This window comes from Micromonospora sp. BRA006-A, assembly GCF_033433935.1.
GTDB lineage: Bacteria > Actinomycetota > Actinomycetes > Mycobacteriales > Micromonosporaceae > Micromonospora > Micromonospora aurantiaca.
Genome location: NZ_JANCLW010000001.1, coordinates 3,625,961 through 3,642,158, shown reverse-complemented (window position 1 = coordinate 3,642,158; position 16,198 = coordinate 3,625,961). Strand labels below are relative to the sequence as shown.

The window sequence follows — 16,198 nt, the reverse complement described above, 5'->3', positions numbered from 1 at the left end:
CGTGGCGGGTGACCCTCACGCGCCGCGCGGCGCCCGCTTCGGGAAGACGGTGTACGCGACCAGCCAGCCCGCCATCACCACACTGAGCCGTCCGGTCCACGCCCACAGCTCGGCGGTGCGCTCGCTGTCGCCCACCACGGCGATGCCGGCGAGCAGCACGGCGCAGGCGACCGCCCAGCCGATCATGCCCTTGCCCCACTCCCGCCACTCGTGCCGGGCCCGCGCCATCCCGTACCGGGGCGGGCGGCTCGGGGGAGGGCCGCCGGCGAACCGGTGCGCGAACCGCTGGTCGGCCCAGCGCACCATGCTGTGCCCGAACGCCACCGAGAACCCCAGGTACGCGGCGGCGAGGCCGTGGGCGAACGTGGCCGTCGCGCCCCGGCGCAGGTCGATCATCGTGGCGGCCAGCAGCACGAGATCGACCACCGGCACGGCGATCAGCAGGGCGGCGCCGAGGCGGGGTCGTCGCAGCGGGTACCGGGCGATCAGTCCGGCGAGCAGGACCACCCAGAACGCCACCTCGCATCCGACGATCACTGCCACGAGCATGCGGCCTCCTTTTTTAGTACGCTGTGCGATAACCGTAACAGCGCTCGTCCACCAGGTTCCGGAGGCCCGTGCCCAAGATCGTCGACCACGACGCGCGCCGTGCCGAGCTGGCGCGGGCGATGTGGCGGGTCGTCTACCGCGACGGCGTCGGCGCCGCCACCGTGCGCAGCATCGCGGCCGAGGCGGGCTGGTCACCGAGCGCCCTGCGGCACTACTTCGCCACCCAGACCGAGCTGCTGGTGTTCGCCATGGAGCACGTACAGGCCGAGGCGGCCGAGCGGATCACCGGCGGCGACCGCAGCGGCAGCCCACGCGAGATCGCCCAGCGGATCCTGGAACAACTGCTGCCGCTGGACCGCCAGCGCGTCCGCGAGGCCGAGGTGTGGCTGCTGCTCGCCGCGCGCGCCCCGACCGACCCGGCCGCCCGGGCCCGGACGGCCGAGGCGGACGACGGCATCCGACGCGCCGTCGAGTTCGCCGTCACGCTGCTCACCGGGGAACCGGCCGCCGACCCCGAGGTGGTCGCCGGGCTGCACGCCCTGCTCGACGGGCTCGCGCTGCACACGCTGCTGCACCCCGACCGGATGCCGCCCGGGCGCGCCCGGGAACTGCTCGGCGCGCACCTGGACGCGCTCGTCGCGCCGTGACCGCTCAGTCGCCGGGCGGCCGGCCCATCGCCGCGCCCAGCTCGGCGCGGCTGGCGATGCCCAGTTTGCGGTAGACCCGGGCCAGGTTGGCCTCCACCGTCTTCGGGCTGATGTAGAGCGCGTCGGCGATGAGCCGGTTGGTCTGCCCCCGCGCGGCGAGCCGGGCGACCCGCTCCTCGGTCGCGGTGAGCGCCGTCGGCGCCGGAGTGCGGGCGCCGATGCGGCCCAGCTCCGCCCGCGCCCCGTCGGCGAACGCGGACGCGCCGAGCGCGTCGAACTCGACCACCGCCGCGTCCAGCACCGCCCGCGCCTCCCGCCGTCGCCGCACCCGCCGGTACGCGCGCCCGGCGGCGAGCAGGCAGCGGGCCCGGTCCAGCGGCAGCACCGCCTCCGGCACCGCGGCCCGGGCCTGCGTCAGCGCGTCCAGCGCCGCGCCCGGATCCGTCCCGGTCGCCCCGGCCAGCAGCACCCGGCTACGGGCCAGACCCAGCGTCGTCCACGGGCGCGGCAGCCGGCTGTGGCGCCGGGCCAGCCGGTCCAGCGCGGCGTGCGCCGTGTCCAGGTCACCGGCGCCCACGCACGCCTCGATCCAGTCCGGCTCGAAGCGCTGCCCCAACGGTTCGGCGATGCCCGACCCGTCCAGGTCGGCCGCGAGCGCGCCGTACGCCGCCGCGGCGGCGGCCCACTCCCCGGACGCAAGCGCCACCAGGCCGGTGAGCTGGTGGTGCAGCCGGCGGCTCCAGGCGTCGCCGAGGTCGTCGTCGCGGCGCAGCCCGGCGGCGGCGGCACCCGCCTGCGCCAGCCGGCCCCGGTGGGCGTCGAGCACACCGGCCAGCCAGCTCTCGCCCACCAGCCCGGTGCCCAGCTGCTCACCCAGGTCGCGGGCGGCGGCGATGTGCGTGCCGGCCTCGGCGAAGCGCCCCGCCAGCAGCTCCGTCTCGCCGAGATGGGTGAGCACCTCGTGCCGCAGCGGGTCGTCGCCGCGCGCCACCGCGAGGTCCAGCATCAGGTGCAGCCGGGCCCGCGCCCGGTCGTGGTCGTCGACCGACTTCCACCAGATGGCCGGCACCGAACCGGCCAGGTAGGACGGCTCGCCGTCCTCCAGTGACAGGGCCCGGTCCAGCAACTCGGTGGGCGCCGTGCCGCCGGCGCGTACCTCGTGGAAGAACAGCAGCAACAGCGCGGCGGTGAGCAGCGGGCGGTGCTCGTCCCGGTCGGACAGCCGGGCGATCGCGGCCCGGGCGTGCCGGCGGGCGGTCTCCGGCTGGTCGTGGAACATGGTCAGGTGGGTGTGGATGCGCCCGGCCAGGTGCCCGTCCGGCCCGGCGGCGGTGAGCGCCTGCTCGGCGACCCGGACGGCGGTGACCAGGTCGTCGGCGCACCACGCGACGAGCGCGCGCAACAGCAGCGCCTCGCCCCGCTCGGCGCCGGTCAGCTCGCCCGCCGCCGCCTCGGCGGCCCGCCCGGCCGCCGCGTAGTCGCCGCTGTCGATGCGGCACTGCACCGCGTCGAGGCGGCGCCGGTTCCGGTCGGCGGCAGCCGGCGGCGGGGTCAGCTCGGCGGCCCGGGCGTACCAGTCCGCGGCGAGCGCCGACGCGCCGCGCATCCGCTGCCGGGCGGCCGCCGCGGCCAGGTCGGCGGCCACTGCGGCGTCCGGCGCGACGGTGCACCGGGACAGGTGCCGGGCCCGCTCGTCCGGGTCGGCGACCGCGCCGGCGAGCAGCGCGTGCAGCCGGCGCCGCGCTCCCGGCGGGATGCTCTCGCGTACCGCCGCCGCGTACCGGGGGTGCGCGAAGTCGATCCGGCTCGCCGTGACCACGACCAGCCCGGCGTCCTCGGCCGCGTCCAGCGCCCCGGCCGGCACGCCCGCCGACGCCAGGTCGCGCACTGTCGGCACGGTCAGCAGCGCGGCCAGCCGCACCGCGTCGCGGCTCGGGCCGGGCAGCGCCCGCAGCGTCTCGGCGAGCAGCAGACGCAGCGACGACGGTACGGGCAGGTCCTCGTCGTGCGCGGGCGGGCGGGGCAGCCGCAGCACCGCCCGGGCGAGTTCGATGGCGAGCAGCGGGTTGCCGTCGGCGTCGCGGGCCAGCCGGTCGGTGAGCGGCCGGCTGAGCGTGCCGCCGAGCCGGGCCGCCAGGACGCGGTGCAGGTCCGCCGGGGCCAGCGGCGGTACGCCGGCGCGCAGCAGCGGGTGCCGTCCGGTCGGGTCGTCGTCCAGCCCGAGCGGCACCGGCACCGGCGGGCCGTCCCCGGTGCGGTGGGTGGCCAGGACGGCGGGCCACCGGTTCAGCCGGCGCAGCGCGAACCGCAGCGCCCGGGCGCTCGGCGGGTCCAGCCACTGCGGATCGTCGACCGCGAGCAGGACCCGTGGCGCGTCGGTGACCGCCGCGTCGAGCAGTGTGCATGTGGCCGCGCCCACGGCCCGTTCGTCCACCGCGCCGTCGTGCTCACCGGTCAGCAGCACCATGTCGGCCGCGGCCCGCTGCGGCGCGGGCAGCCCTTCCAGCGCGTCCGCGAGCGGGCGCAGCACGTCGGCGAGTGCCGCGTACGGCAGCGCGGTCTCGGCCTCGGTGGGTGCGGCGGACAGCACCCGCCAGCCGGTCCGCCCGGCATGGGCGACCACCGCCCGCCACAGCGCGGTCTTGCCGATGCCGGACGGGCCGTCGAGGAGCACCGGCGTACCGGCGGTCAGGGCACGCCACACCCGCTCGACGACCGCGTCGCGGCCGACCAGTGCGGCGTCCATGGCGGGATGGTGGCACAGCGGCGCCCGTGAACCCAGCGTCGGCGCGGCCTAGCCCGGAACCTGTCCGCATATCGAGACGGGCGGGATCACCTCCTGGTTGCGGTAGACGTCGGCGCTCCAGCTCGGCCCGCCGGACGCCACGATCGGCGGTATCCGTGGGGCCCGGGACGGGCTGAGCAGGCTGAGGAACTTGTTGATCACCTGGACGACGGGTTCCAGGATCCGGTAGCCGATCCCGAACCGCGCCCGCACGCCGAGCCCGACGCCCCGGCACAGCGCGTACGGGGCGCCGAGCGCGGACCCGATGGTGGCGCCGTACGACGTGACCAGCTCGAACCAGATCCCGGCGGTGAACAGGAACGCGCTGATGCCCATGGTGAACCGCACGCCGTGCCGGACGACGAGCCCCATCACGCCGACCGGCACACCGGTGAGCGAGTCGAGCAGGCTCACCCGGCGGGCGAAGCCCTCGGTCACGCGCGAGCCCACCTGGCCGCCCGCGTAGCCGAACCCGAGCTTGCCGGCCAGGGCGTACTCGCCGGAGCCGCGGAACGTGCCCACTTTCGCGCCGAACGCGGTGGCCACCTCAAGCGTCTGGCTCACCGTGAACGACAGCGGCAGGCCGGCGACCAGCCCGATCGGGAACGCGATGTCGACCGGGACCGGGAACGTCCGGCGGTGGTTCTGCCCGCCGTCGATACCGGCGGTGAAGTCCACCTTGATACCGAAGCCGCCGCCGATCTCCAGCTCGGCCCGGGTCACCTTGCCGGCGCCGATGGCCAGGTGGAACGACGCGGCCGGTCGGCCCACGGTCAGCGTCACGGTGCCGGCCAGCCGGAGCCCCCCGTCGTCGTACGTGAAGTGCGTGCCGACGCCACCGGCGCAGCAGAACGTCCGGACCCGGTAGCCGTGGGCGCTCGCGGCGGCCTGCCCGCCCGGCGCGGGTGGCGGCTGCGCGGGCGCGACGGCGAGCGGACGCGACCGGCCCAGCGTGCCGCCGGCCGCCGCGGCCTCCCGGGTCCACGACGGTTCACCCGCCACGTAGACGGTAGGGCGGTCGAGGATGACGCCGTCCCCGCCGAACGTGCCGTCCCGGATCACCTCGGTGAGCGTGACCGGGCCGATCGTGACGACCAGGTCGCCGCCGTCCTCGGCCAGGTCGAGCACCCGACCCACGCCGCGCCCGGTGAGGAACATGACCCGGCCGGGCGCGAGCCGGTCGGCGTCGCGCGCGCCGGGGTCGAGCCGCCAGATCAGCCCGTCCGGGCTCACCGACCGCACGGTGCGGCTGCCGCCGCCGACCAGCACCACGTCCGGTTGCAGCGTGACGTCCTTGCCCGGCGCCGGGGCCCGCCCGTACCGGGGCTCGCCGTCGCCCGCGTCGGCCGGGCCCGGTACGGGGCCGCCGCAGCCGGTCACCACGAGCAGCACCACCAAGCCGGCCGTGAGCAGCCGCCGGCCGCGCACCGGCCGCCTCACATCCGGCCGGCGACGGTACGAGCGAGCCGTTCCAGCGGCGCCCGGTTCTCCTGCGGGTCGTTGAGCCGCATCAGCCGCACCGCGACCCACAGCTCGCCCTTGCGCAGGAAGAACGCCTCGTAGGTGAGCAGGGCCTCGTCGGCCGTGCCGGTCAGCTCCCGGATCTCGTGTCCGAGCTGCCGCTCGATGTCGAGGTACTTCTTTGCGCCCTCGCCCACGAACACCTCGACCTGGGCGGTCGGCCCGCTCACCGGGCCGGTGTAGGTGCAGGACTGCCCGGCCACCACCGGTTCCTCCAGCGGCGTGCCGGCGAGACGCTCGGCGTCGTCCTTCGACACCAGCGTGCATGCCTGCGGCGCATCGGCGGCACCGTCCACCGGTTCGGCGCCCGGCTCGGCCGGCGCCTCCCCGGTCGGGTCCGCGACCGGCGTGCCCGCCCCGGGTACGGCGCCACCGGCGGCCGGCGTTTCGTCGCCGCCGCAGCCGGCGGACGCGGTGAGCAGGGCCGCGGCCAGCGCGAGCGCGATCAGTCGGCGGGTTCGCATGCCTGCCCCCTCAGGCCGGGATCGCGTCGAGCGTGCGGCGCAGGATCTGCTCGTTGCCGGCGGTGCCGCCGCCGAAGCTGCTGATGGTCACCGTGTACGTGCCCTTGCCGTCGATCAGCACCGCCTCGCCGCGCACGTCCTTGACCGCGAGGTAGCCCCGCTCGCCCCGGTCCAGGTCGACGACCTTCTCGTACTGCTGGCCGGCCTGGTCGTACTGGTAGTCGTAGGTGGCCTTGCCGGCGGTCGCCGAGGCGGTGGTGACCGCCAGTTGGGCGATGCCGTCGCCGAACGAGCAGTTGCCCTCGTCGCGCAGCTTCCGGTCGACCAGTTCGGAGACCTGGGCGGCGGTGAACGGGCACGGCGGCCGGACATCGTCCACAGCGCCCGCGTCCGGGTCGCCGCCGTCCTCGCCCGCCGCGGTGCCGGCGGACCCGGCGTCAACGGTTCCGCCGCCGGAGTCGCACCCGGCCGGCGCGAGCAGGGCGAGCAGCAGCATGGGCAGGATCAGCCCCAGCGGGAGCCCGCCGTCGCGGCGGGTACGGGCGGTCCGGGCGGGTGTGAGCGCGTCAGATGCCATGACTCCGACGCTAGGTGCGTCGTCACCGCCGGTAATCGGGGGTTTCCCTATGCGGTGACCTTGCGGACCGGCTCGTCCGCCCCGGCGGGCTGCTCGTCGGTGCCGCTGGGCCGTCCCACCCGGATGGCGAGCCGCTCCAGGTAGCCGACCATCAGCGCGGCGAACAGCAGCACGAACAGCACCAGCATCGGCAGCGGCAGGATCAGGCCCAGCGGAAGCTCGCCACCGGCGCCGAAGCGGTTGCCGGCGACCGTCTGCACCAGCACCGGCGCGGTGAGGCTGTCCGGGCCCCGGCTCACCAGTGTCGCCCACAGTGGCGACTGGGCGTGCGCCAGCCAGGTCGGCAGCGCGGTCACGGCCAGCATCGGCAGCGCCGGCAGCAGCAGCGTCCGGCCCGTACCGCCGGCCCGGGCGTGCCGGCCCCGGAACAGCAGCGTGAACGCGAACAGCGCGGGCACCGACAGCCAGACCGGCGGCACCAGGCCGAGGAACAGGCCCAGCTGGCCGAGTTCCTCGGTGCGCTCGTAACCGGCGACGGCCAGCGGGCCGACGCCGACGAACAACCACGGCGCGAACGGCACCAGCAGCAGTTCGCTGTAGCGCCCCAGCGGGCGCAGCGCGCCGATCCCGAACCCGGCCAGCGCCGCGACCGTCACCGCGACGAGTGTGGACATCAGCGGCGGCACCCAGGTGTTGGCGAACACGGTCGAGGTCTCGACCCCGTTGGGCAGCCGCCCGGTGCCGGAGGAGAGGTTCCGCAGCCACGGCAGCGACGCCCAGACGGTCACGCCGAGGACGACGACGAGCGCGGCGGCGGTCAGGCCGACGAGCAGCGGCCGGCGGCCGGAGTGGGACTCCGCCTCCCGGGCGGCCGGGCCGTCCCGCCAGCCGTCGAACTCGATGCGCAGCCGGGTGGCCAGGATGAGCCCGGCCGCGGCCAGCCCGAGCAGGCCGAGCAGCACCAGCAGCAGCGTCGACGTGGCGGACCCGACACCGAAGCGCATCGTCCGGAAAGTGGTCTGCACGGCGGTGAACACCGGCGTCGCGGTGGATTCGCCGCGCGGCCCGCCGCCGGTCAGGATCAGCGGGGCGGCGTAGGTCTGCAGGGCGGCGGCGAGGACACCCAGGCCGAGCAGCCCGCCGACGGTCAGCATGGCGGGCGCGGGCCGGTGGTCGGGGTCCCGCCGGCGCAGGGCGCTCAGGTACAGCGTCGCGGCCACCGCGACGACCAGCCCCGCGGTCACCTGCGCCGTCGCCGAGGCGAGGAACACGCGCGGGGACTGCAGATCCTGGACGAGGCTGCCGTCCTCGATGCCCTCGGCGCGCATGCCCAGGAGCACGGCGACCGGCGCGTACGCGGCGAGCGGCAGGGCCAGCACGCCCCGGGTGACCAGGCGGGTGACCCGGCCGGCCCGGTCGGCGAGGACCGCGAGCAGCGGCGCGGCGAGCAGCGCCACCGCCAGCGGGATCAGCGCGAGCAGCACCGCGAACCCGACCTGCCCGGCGAACCCGGAGGTGAGGGCGGCCTCGTAGTTCGCCGTACCGGCCGACTCACCCGAGCGGCGCGGCCCGTCGGCCTGGAAGCTGCGGGTCACGGTGGAGAGCGTGGGCAGGACGTACGACCAGACCCAGGCGATCACCGCCGGGACGATCAGCGCCAGCCCGATCAGGGCCCGCGCCGGGCGGTACGGCTGCGGGGGCACTGGCGCTGTCGTCTGCGGCGCGGCCGGCTGACTCATCTGGACATCCACCCTCGAAGATCGACGATCATGGCCGTCGCGACGATAACCGATGCCGTCCACCGGCGCGCGGCGGCCGACCGGCGACCCGGCGCCGCCGGATAGGGTCGCAACCGTGCGGACCAAGCAGGAGCTGTCGACGGCGATCCGGGAACGACGGCGGGCGGCGCTGGTGGTCAACGCCCACTCCCGCCGCGGCCGGCGGCTCTACGACACCGTCCACGCACGCCTGCGCGCAGCCGGTTTCGCGCTGCTCGGCGCGTACCCGGTGGACCGGCCCGGCGAACTGGACCGGGTGCTCGCCGAGGCCGCCGGCCTGGGGCCGGACCTGCTCGTCACCGGCGGCGGTGACGGCACCGTCGGCGCGGCGGCCCGGCTGCTCGCCCACCGGGACATCGCGATGGGCCTGCTGCCGCTGGGCACCACTAACAACTTCGCCCGTACGGTCGGTGTCCCGCTGGACCTGGACGCCGCCATCTCGGTGCTCACCGACGGCAAGGTCATCGACGTCGACCTGGGCCTGATCGGCGACACCCGGTTCACCAACCACGTCGGGATCGGGCTGTCCGCGGACATCATGCAGGCCGCGCCGCCGGGGCTGAAGCGGGTCGTCGGGCGGCTCGCGTACCCGATGACCGGGCTGGGGCTGCTGGCCCGGCAGCGGCCGCTGGCCGTGACGGTCCGCGCCGAGGGCCGCGAGCACACGTTCACCACCCACCAGGTGTACGTGGCCAACGGCGGCTTCCACGCCGGCCGGCCGATCACCGCCGACGCCACCGCCGACGACCGGCTGCTGGTCGCGTACCCGGTGGGTGGGCCGACCCGGCGCGGGCTGCTGCGCGAGACGGCGCGCAACGCGGCGGCCGGCCACCGCCGCACCCTCGGCGACGAGCCGTTCCTGGCGGTACGCCAGCTGTGGCTGGACACCGACCGGCCGGCCCGCATCGAGGTCGACGGCGAGCCGTACGGGCAGACGCCGGTCCGCATCGGCCTGGACCCGAACGCGTTGCGGCTGATGGCCCGGGCGGACAGCCCGGACCATTGACCGGTCAGGCCCAGTGCTCCTCGTCGGGCAGCGGGATCTCCGTGTTCTGCTCGACCGCGTCGGCGGCGGTGAGGTCGTCGCGCACCGACTCGCCGAGGCCCGCCCGGTCGCTCGGCGGGCGCAGCACACCCTGCTCGGCCAGGTCCGCCTCGCTCGCCTCGGGCACCGCCGCGCCGACCGTGTCGGGCGGCCCGACGAGCGTCTCGTCCTGCCGCTGCTCCTGCGCGTCGGCCGGGGGCGGCCGGCGCAGCGCGTCCTCGCTCATCGCGTGCCCGTCACGCCGTGCGCCGCACGAACGGGGCGCTCTGGTCGGCCACCTCGCCGTACTCGGCCGGGAGCTGCGTGACGACCTGCGCGTAGGCGGCCGGGTCGACGGCGTCGCGCAGCACGTCGAACACGGCGGTGATCCCGTCCCGGGCGGCGTCGGCGTCGACGTCGGCGCGTCCGCTCACCCGCTCGACGAACACGTCGAGCCCGAACGGTTCGGCGTCCTCGGCCGGGCCGAACGCGTACGCCCGCAGCGCCTCCGGCAGCCGGTCGGCGAGGTCACGGGCCTCCCCGCCGTCGATCCGCTCGGCCAGCGTGGTCAAGGTCGCCCGGGTGATCGCGGTGGCCTGCTCCGCGGACGCGCCGCACCGCTGGGCCACCGCGCCGATGAACTGATCCTGGTCCATCTCGCCGCCTTCCTCCGCCGGGATCGCCGGATTCCCACGCTGGACCTCCGCAAACGGCCGCCGGGCCGGGGGGTAGCGTGCAGCGCGGAACCCGCAGCGAGGAGGCCCTGGCAGTGCAGCCGACGACCGTGGACGTGCCCACCCCCGACGGAACCGCTGACGCCTACCTGGCCACGCCGGGGACCGGCGGGCCCTTCCCGGCCGTGCTGCTGTTCATGGACGCGTTCGGGCTGCGGCCCCGGGTCGCGGAGATGGCCGCCACGATCGCCGAGCGCGGGTACGTGGTGCTCGCCCCCAACCTGTTCCACCGCGCCGGGCGTGCCCCGCTGATCGACCTCGGCGCGCTCGCCGACGACAGCCGCCGGGGCGCCCTGTTCGAGCGCATCGGGCCGATGATGGCCGCGTTGACGCCGGACGCGGTGGCCCGCGACACCGCCGCCTACCTGGACTTCCTCGCCGCCCGCCCGGATGTCGCGCCGGGACCGGCGGTGATCACCGGCTACTGCATGGGCGGCACGAACGCGCTGCGCGCGATCGAGGCGTTGCCGGACCGGATCGCCGCGGTGGCCGCGTTCCACGCCGGCCGGGTGGTCACCGACGCCCCGGACAGCCCGCACCTGGCCGTCGGCGCGGTGACCGGTGAGCTCTACTTCGGGCACGCCGACGCCGACCCGTCGATGACCGCCGAGCAGATCGCCACGCTGGAGAAGGCGCTCGACGCGGCCGGGGTGACGTACCGCTCCGAGGTGTACGCCGGCGCCCGCCACGGCTACACCCAGTCGGACACCCCGATGTACGACGAGCAGGCCACGAAGCGGCACTGGACGGCGCTGTTCGACCTGCTCGACCGCACGTACCGCCGCTGACCCGCGCAAGGCGCGCGGGAGCGCGGCGGACGATTCACCGGCCCGGAGGCGGGTAACCGCCGTCATGGCCGACCGCCGCGCCGACACCGTCCGCTCGCCCCTGGACCGGGCGGTCGAGCGGGGCGGTCTCGCGCTGTCCCGGGCCCGCGCCGAGGGTGGCGCGGCCGGCCGCAACCGGCTGCGCCAGTTGGAGGTCACCGTGGTGATCTCCGCGCAGGCCGGGCTGGCCGCGGCGCTCGCCGCGCTGCTCGCCGACGAGCTGCTCGGCTCCGGCGCGCACGTCTTCGCCCCCGCCGCCGCGGTCGGCACCATCGCCACCGCCATCGGCCAGCGTGCCCGGCGCACGTTCGAGCTGCTCATCGGCGTCGGTCTCGGCATCCTGGTCGGTGACCTGCTGCGCGCGCTGCTGGGCAGCGGATCCTGGCAGACCGGCCTGGTGGTCACGCTGGCCATCGCCACCGCGCTGCTGGTGGCCGGGCGCGGTGGCGCGCTCGTCGGCCAGGCCGGCGGTACGGCGGTGCTGATCGCCACGCTCGCGCCGGTGCAGCCCGGCCTGGAGCTGCCCCGCATCTTCGACGCGCTGGTCGGCGGCCTGGTCGGCCTGTTCGTGGTGGCGCTGCTGCTGCCGGTCAACCCGATCCGGGTGCTGGACCGGGCGGTGGAACCGGTGGTCGCCCGGCTCACCGAACAGCTCGACGCCGTCGCCCACGCGCTGACCCGCCGCGACGCCGACGCGGCCCAGCGCGCCCTGGAGGACCTGCGTGGGATCGAACCGGACATCGGGCGGCTCAACGACGCGCTCAGCGGGGCCGAGGAGGTGGTCACCATCGCACCCGCCCGCTGGCACCGCCGGGCCCTGTTCCACAGGTACGCCGAAGCGACCCAGCACCTCGAACGCCTGGTCCTGTACGCCCGCTCGATCGCCCGCCGCTCCGCCACCGCGCTGCAGTACGACGAGCCGGTTCCGCCCGCGCTGCCCGACGCGGTGGCCCGCCTCGGCCAGGCGGTACGGGAGCTGAAGCGGGCCTGCAAGTCCGGTGCGGACCTGGAACGCACCCGGGAGATGGTCCGGCAGGGCGCCGAGCTGGCCGGGCGCGCCTGGTCGCAGGGCGTACGCGCGTTCGGCGAGGCGATGATCAGCGACCTGCGGACCGCGCAGAGCGAACTGCTGCGAGCCACCGGCTGCCGGCCCGAGGACGCCAACGGCAGTGTGCGCCGGGCCGCCGGTGCGGGGGAGTCGGAGGCGCGTCCGCCGGCCCGCGCCAGGATGAGCCGGCCGGTCCCGGGCCGGCCCGGCGTACGGCACCGGCCGAAGGCCACCGGGCGTCAACTGGCACCTGCCCGGGCCGGTCCGGCTGGTTAGCGTCGGCGTATGGACATCCGTCACGACGCGCCGGCCGCGCGCTTCGCCGCGTTGAGCACCGCCCACGTCGCCGACGCGTGCCTGCGCGCCGGTGTCCCCGTCCGCTGCGCCCCGGCCGCCGTCGTCCCGGTGCTGCCCGGACGGCGCCTGGCCGGCCCGGTCCGCCCGGCCCGGCACGCCGGCAGCGTGGACGTCTTCCTGGAGGCGATCGAGCAGGCCGCCGAGGGGGACGTGCTCGTCGTCGACGACGGCGGGCGCACCGACCGGGCCTGCGTCGGCGACCTGGTGGTGCTGGAGGCGCGGGCCGCCGGCCTGGCCGGGCTGGTGGTGTGGGGCGCGCACCGGGACACCGCGGACCTGGTCGCGGTCGGGCTGCCGGTGTACAGCCTCGGCGCCACCCCGAGCGGTCCGCTGGAGCTGGACCCGCGCCCGGACGGCGCGCTGGCGCACGCCCGGGTCGGGCCGTTCACCGTCGGCCCAGGAGATCTGGCGCTGGCCGACGACGACGGCGTGCTGTTCGTGGCCGCGGACCGGGCCGGGGAGCTGTTCGACCTGGCCGAGTCCATCCGGGACACCGAACGGCGGCAGGCCGGCCGGATCCGGGCCGGGGAGTCGCTGCGCGCGCAGGTCGGGTTCGGCGCATTCCTGGCGGCCCGGGAGGCCGACCCGGCGCTGACGTTCCGGGCGCACCTGCGGGCGGTGGGCGGCGCGATCGAGGAATGACCCGGTCAGCCGCCGCGCGCCCACAGCGCCAGGCGTACCCGGTTGGCGCTGCCGGTCTTCGTCATCAGGCTGGTGATGTGCGTCTTCACTGTGGTCACCCCGATGTGCAGCCGGTCGGCGATCTCTGTGTTCGACAGGCCGTCGGCGACCAGGTCCAGCACGTCCCGCTCGCGGGCGGTCAGGTCGGCCGTCCGCCGGGGCGCGCCGGCGCGGGCGTGCACCGCGCGGTCGACCAGCCGGCGCAGGACGTCCGGGCTGAACGGGCTGTCGCCGGCGGCGGCGCGGCGGACGCCGTCGAGGAGGTCGGCCGGGGGTGCGTCCTTGAGCAGGAACCCGCAGGCGCCGGCGGTCAGCGCGGGGTAGAGGTGGTCGTCGTCGCCGAACGTGGTGAGCACCATGATCCGGGTGGCGGGCCGGTCGGCGAGGATGCGGCTGGTCGCGGTGATGCCGTCGACACCGGGCATCCGCAGGTCCATCACCACCACGTCGGGTCGTAGCCGGGCGGCCAGGGTGACCGCGTCCCGGCCGTTGCCGGCCTCACCGACGACCTCGAGGTCGGGCTGGGCGTCGCAGAGCATCCGCAGGCCGGCCCGGATGAGGTGCTGGTCGTCGACCAGCAGCACCCGGATCACGCCGGCTCCGGCGTGCCCGCGCGGGGCCGGGGCGCCGAGTGGGCGGGCCCGGCCGGGGGCAGCACGGTCCGGACCCGCCAGCCGGACCCGGTGGGGCCGGCCTCCAGCCGTCCGCCGAGCACCTCGACCCGTTCCCGCATGCCGACGATGCCGTGGCCGCCGCCGGTGGGCACCCCGGCCGGCGCGGCGCCCCGCCCGTCGTCGGTGACCGCCCAGTGCACCGCGCCGTCCTCGACCGACACGGTCAGGTGTGCGCGGGCCGCCGCGCCGGCGTGTTTCGCCACGTTCGTCAACGCCTCCTGGGTCAGTCGCAGCACCGCCTGGCCGCGTACCGCGTCGAGGGTGCCGACGGCCGGGTCGACGTCGGCCTCGACGACGACGCCCGCCTGCCGGGCCCGGTCGACCGCCGCGCCGAGCGCGGCCGGCAGCGCCGACGGCTCGATCGCGGTCAGCGCGGCGTCGCCGCGGACGCCGTCCGGGTCGCGCAGCACCGCCACCAGCCGCCGCAGGTCGGTCAGCGCGGCCGTGCCGGTGGCGTGTACGTCGTCGAACACCTCGCCGACCCGGGGATCCAGGTCGGGCAGCACGTGCCGGGCCACGCCGACCCGCAGCACCATCGACGCGACGTGGTGCGCGAGCACGTCGTGCAGTTCGCGGGCGATCGCGCCGCGCTCGTCGGCGCGGGCCGCCCGGCTCTCCGACTCGCGCCGGCGCCGCTCCGCCTCGGCCCGCACCTCGGCCTGCCGCCCGAGTTCCCGGGTGGTCCGCACGACCAGCCCGAGCAGCAGCGGCAGGCCGACGGTGACGGCCAGCCCGAACAGGCCGGCGAGCGCCCGGCGGACCGGTTCCCCGATCTGGCCGGACAGGTCGACGGCGGCGAGCAGCCCGGCGCCCAGCCAGATCGTGCGCGGCCGGGTGGCCCGCATGGTCAGCTCCAGCAGCGCCCAGCTCGCTCCGACCTGGTTGATCATCACGTCGTCGACCAGGACGAGCGCGGCGACCAGCAGGGCCGACTGGACCAGCAGGTTCATCAGGGGCCGGCGGTGGCACAGCAGCGCCAGCACGAACGCCGGGACCGCCAGCGCCCACTGCGTACCGGTGGCGGCCGGGCCGCCGTGCGCGCCGAAGACCAGATAGCCGATGCCGCTGAGGTCCAGCAGCAGGATCCGCGCGAACGTGTCCCGCGCGTCGAACAGCCGACCGACCCAGCCCACCGCGTCAGCCTAGGCAACCGGTGCGGCCGGAGCCACCGCGTTCGCCGGCCGCCGCCACGCGGAGCGCAGTCCGAGGTGGACGGCCAGCCCGATCGGGCCGAGCAGGACCGTGAGCAGCAGCACCGGGGCGGTGAGCAGGGACGGCAGCCCTCGGTCCCGGGAGTCCTGCCAGATCCACCTGCCGACGAACAGGTCGAAGGCGATCATGTGGGCCCAGGCCGCCGCCGCGCCGTCGGCGGTGCCGAGCAGATCCCGCAGGCCGTCGAGCGTGGGCGCGGTCACCACCGGCAGCACGGTGCCGAGCGCGGGGAGCACCAGGGCCGCGTAGACGAGCAGCACCGGCACCACGATCAGCGGCGAGCCGACGATCCGGCCGGTCCAGGACCAGCGCGGCGCCAGGACCATCAGCGCCCAGAACGGCGCCGCGAGCGCGAACGTCAGGCTGAACAGCGCGGTGCTCATCCGACCAGCACCACCTCGGTACGGCGGGCCCGGCGGGCCAGCACCAGCGCGGTGGCCGCCGCCGTGGCCGCGACCAGCACGGCCGCCGCGGCGAGCGTGAGCGCGTCCGGCGCGAGCAGCGGCTGCCCGCGCAGCGCCTGGGCGGTCAGCAGCAGCGTCAGTGCCGCGTACGCGGCCCCGCCGACGAGCACCAGCCGGGCCCGGGTCAGCTCGTCCAGCCGCGTGCCGAGGAACCGGTCGAGCAGGATCGCCAGCAGCGGCAGCGCCTGCAACGCGTGCATGCCGACGAAGTGCCCCACGCGCAGGTCGCCGCCGGTGGTGCTCCAGCCGAGCAGCGGCAGCCCCGGGCCGCCGTCCGGCACACCGACACTGTGCGCTCCGCTGATCCCGGCGGGCGCGCCGGCCGGTGGCTGCGCCACCATCGGGAACGCGACGAGCATGCCGAGCAGGGACACGGCGAGGCCGAGCCGTACCGCGTAGCCGCCGGCCCGGTCGGCGAGGGACCGGCGGGACAGCACGACCGCCAGCACGAGCTGGGCGGCGAACAGGACGGTGATCGCCGCGCCCATGACGCTGAACAGCATCGCGTCCAGCGTGGTGGTGCCGTTGAAGTGACTGGTGGTGCCGCGCAGCACCTGGCCGACGATGACGACCATCTCCACCACGGCCATGGCCACGATCACGGTGGCCGCCCGCTCGGCCGCCCGGCTGCGGCGGGGCAGCAGGGACAGCATCCAGGCCAGCGTGACGCCGTAGAGGACGAACGAGATCGCGAACTTCAGCGGCTTGAGCCAGATCGGCGCGCCGGTGAGCACGCGCGGGTCGGCCACGACGCCGACCGCGGCGACGACGGTGAGCACCGCCATCGCGGACACGAGGAGCATCAGGGGGCGGTGCCATCCGGCCGCCCGGTTCCGTACCGTAGTCATGCCTGTAG

The 16,198-nt window shown here is 76.3% G+C and carries 17 protein-coding genes; 5 read left to right on the top strand and 12 right to left on the bottom strand.

Features of this window, described 5'->3' with window-relative positions:
- Positions 1 to 15 precede the first annotated feature (15 nt).
- Positions 16 to 549, bottom strand: a complete 534-nt coding sequence (locus NMK34_RS16560) for a hypothetical protein (RefSeq protein ID WP_318334163.1) — start codon at positions 547 to 549, stop codon at positions 16 to 18.
- A gap of 68 nt (positions 550 to 617) precedes the next feature.
- On the opposite strand from NMK34_RS16560, the gene NMK34_RS16555 reads away from it, so the two are divergent.
- On the top strand, positions 618 to 1,196 hold the full coding sequence (locus tag NMK34_RS16555; RefSeq protein WP_318334162.1) for a TetR/AcrR family transcriptional regulator: 579 nt from the start codon (positions 618 to 620) through the stop codon (positions 1,194 to 1,196).
- Positions 1,197 to 1,200: 4 nt separating this feature from the next.
- Here NMK34_RS16555 and NMK34_RS16550 read toward each other — a convergent pair whose 3' ends face one another.
- Genes NMK34_RS16550 through NMK34_RS16530 form a run of 5 tightly spaced genes read right to left on the bottom strand, consistent with a single transcriptional unit; the run spans position 1,201 to position 8,282 of the window.
- Positions 1,201 to 3,942: an AAA family ATPase gene (locus NMK34_RS16550; RefSeq protein ID WP_318334161.1), complete on the bottom strand. Its 2,742-nt coding sequence runs from the start codon at positions 3,940 to 3,942 to the stop codon at positions 1,201 to 1,203.
- Positions 3,943 to 3,990: 48 nt separating this feature from the next.
- On the bottom strand, positions 3,991 to 5,421 hold the full coding sequence (locus NMK34_RS16545) for a hypothetical protein (protein ID WP_318334160.1): 1,431 nt from the start codon (positions 5,419 to 5,421) through the stop codon (positions 3,991 to 3,993).
- Positions 5,418 to 5,966, bottom strand: a complete 549-nt coding sequence (locus tag NMK34_RS16540; protein ID WP_318334159.1) for a hypothetical protein — start codon at positions 5,964 to 5,966, stop codon at positions 5,418 to 5,420. The genes NMK34_RS16545 and NMK34_RS16540 overlap by 4 nt, the downstream gene beginning before the upstream one ends.
- A gap of 10 nt (positions 5,967 to 5,976) precedes the next feature.
- Positions 5,977 to 6,543 (bottom strand): hypothetical protein, encoded by a 567-nt coding sequence (locus NMK34_RS16535; RefSeq protein WP_318334158.1) that lies wholly within the window; start codon positions 6,541 to 6,543, stop codon positions 5,977 to 5,979.
- Between the two features lie 47 nt (positions 6,544 to 6,590).
- On the bottom strand, positions 6,591 to 8,282 hold the full coding sequence (locus NMK34_RS16530) for a sugar ABC transporter permease (protein ID WP_318334157.1): 1,692 nt from the start codon (positions 8,280 to 8,282) through the stop codon (positions 6,591 to 6,593).
- Positions 8,283 to 8,397: 115 nt separating this feature from the next.
- Here NMK34_RS16530 and NMK34_RS16525 point away from each other — a divergent pair, with 115 nt between their 5' ends.
- Entirely contained in the window at positions 8,398 to 9,327 is a 930-nt protein-coding gene (locus NMK34_RS16525; protein ID WP_318334156.1) for a diacylglycerol/lipid kinase family protein, read from the top strand.
- Positions 9,328 to 9,331: 4 nt separating this feature from the next.
- On the opposite strand, the gene NMK34_RS16520 is transcribed toward NMK34_RS16525, so the two are convergent.
- Positions 9,332 to 9,592, bottom strand: a complete 261-nt coding sequence (locus NMK34_RS16520; protein WP_318334155.1) for a hypothetical protein — start codon at positions 9,590 to 9,592, stop codon at positions 9,332 to 9,334.
- Positions 9,593 to 9,602: 10 nt separating this feature from the next.
- Positions 9,603 to 10,001, bottom strand: coding sequence for a DUF2267 domain-containing protein (locus NMK34_RS16515; protein WP_318334154.1), 399 nt, complete (start codon positions 9,999 to 10,001; stop codon positions 9,603 to 9,605).
- 113 nt (positions 10,002 to 10,114) lie between these two features.
- Here NMK34_RS16515 and NMK34_RS16510 point away from each other — a divergent pair, with 113 nt between their 5' ends.
- The 3 genes from NMK34_RS16510 to NMK34_RS16500 all read left to right on the top strand — a co-directional run bounded on the left by NMK34_RS16510 (position 10,115) and on the right by NMK34_RS16500 (position 12,953).
- Positions 10,115 to 10,867: a dienelactone hydrolase family protein gene (locus tag NMK34_RS16510; protein ID WP_318334153.1), complete on the top strand. Its 753-nt coding sequence runs from the start codon at positions 10,115 to 10,117 to the stop codon at positions 10,865 to 10,867.
- 64 nt (positions 10,868 to 10,931) lie between these two features.
- The gene (locus NMK34_RS16505) at positions 10,932 to 12,230 is read left to right on the top strand and encodes an FUSC family protein (RefSeq protein WP_318334152.1); all 1,299 of its coding nucleotides are present in this window, start codon (positions 10,932 to 10,934) and stop codon (positions 12,228 to 12,230) included.
- Between the two features lie 9 nt (positions 12,231 to 12,239).
- Positions 12,240 to 12,953, top strand: a complete 714-nt coding sequence (locus tag NMK34_RS16500; protein WP_318334151.1) for an RraA family protein — start codon at positions 12,240 to 12,242, stop codon at positions 12,951 to 12,953.
- Between the two features lie 5 nt (positions 12,954 to 12,958).
- On the opposite strand, the gene NMK34_RS16495 is transcribed toward NMK34_RS16500, so the two are convergent.
- Genes NMK34_RS16495 through NMK34_RS16480 form a run of 4 tightly spaced genes read right to left on the bottom strand, consistent with a single transcriptional unit; the run spans position 12,959 to position 16,190 of the window.
- Positions 12,959 to 13,585 (bottom strand): response regulator transcription factor, encoded by a 627-nt coding sequence (locus NMK34_RS16495; protein ID WP_318334150.1) that lies wholly within the window; start codon positions 13,583 to 13,585, stop codon positions 12,959 to 12,961.
- Positions 13,582 to 14,799 (bottom strand): sensor histidine kinase, encoded by a 1,218-nt coding sequence (locus tag NMK34_RS16490; protein WP_318334149.1) that lies wholly within the window; start codon positions 14,797 to 14,799, stop codon positions 13,582 to 13,584. The genes NMK34_RS16495 and NMK34_RS16490 overlap by 4 nt, the downstream gene beginning before the upstream one ends.
- A 9-nt stretch (positions 14,800 to 14,808) precedes the next feature.
- Positions 14,809 to 15,261 (bottom strand): ABA4-like family protein, encoded by a 453-nt coding sequence (locus NMK34_RS16485; RefSeq protein ID WP_318334148.1) that lies wholly within the window; start codon positions 15,259 to 15,261, stop codon positions 14,809 to 14,811.
- Positions 15,258 to 16,190 carry a hypothetical protein gene (locus tag NMK34_RS16480; protein ID WP_318334147.1) on the bottom strand — a complete coding sequence of 311 codons (933 nt, stop codon included), beginning with the start codon at positions 16,188 to 16,190 and terminating at the stop codon, positions 15,258 to 15,260. Before NMK34_RS16480 ends, NMK34_RS16485 begins: the two co-directional genes overlap by 4 nt.
- Positions 16,191 to 16,198 lie beyond the last annotated feature (8 nt).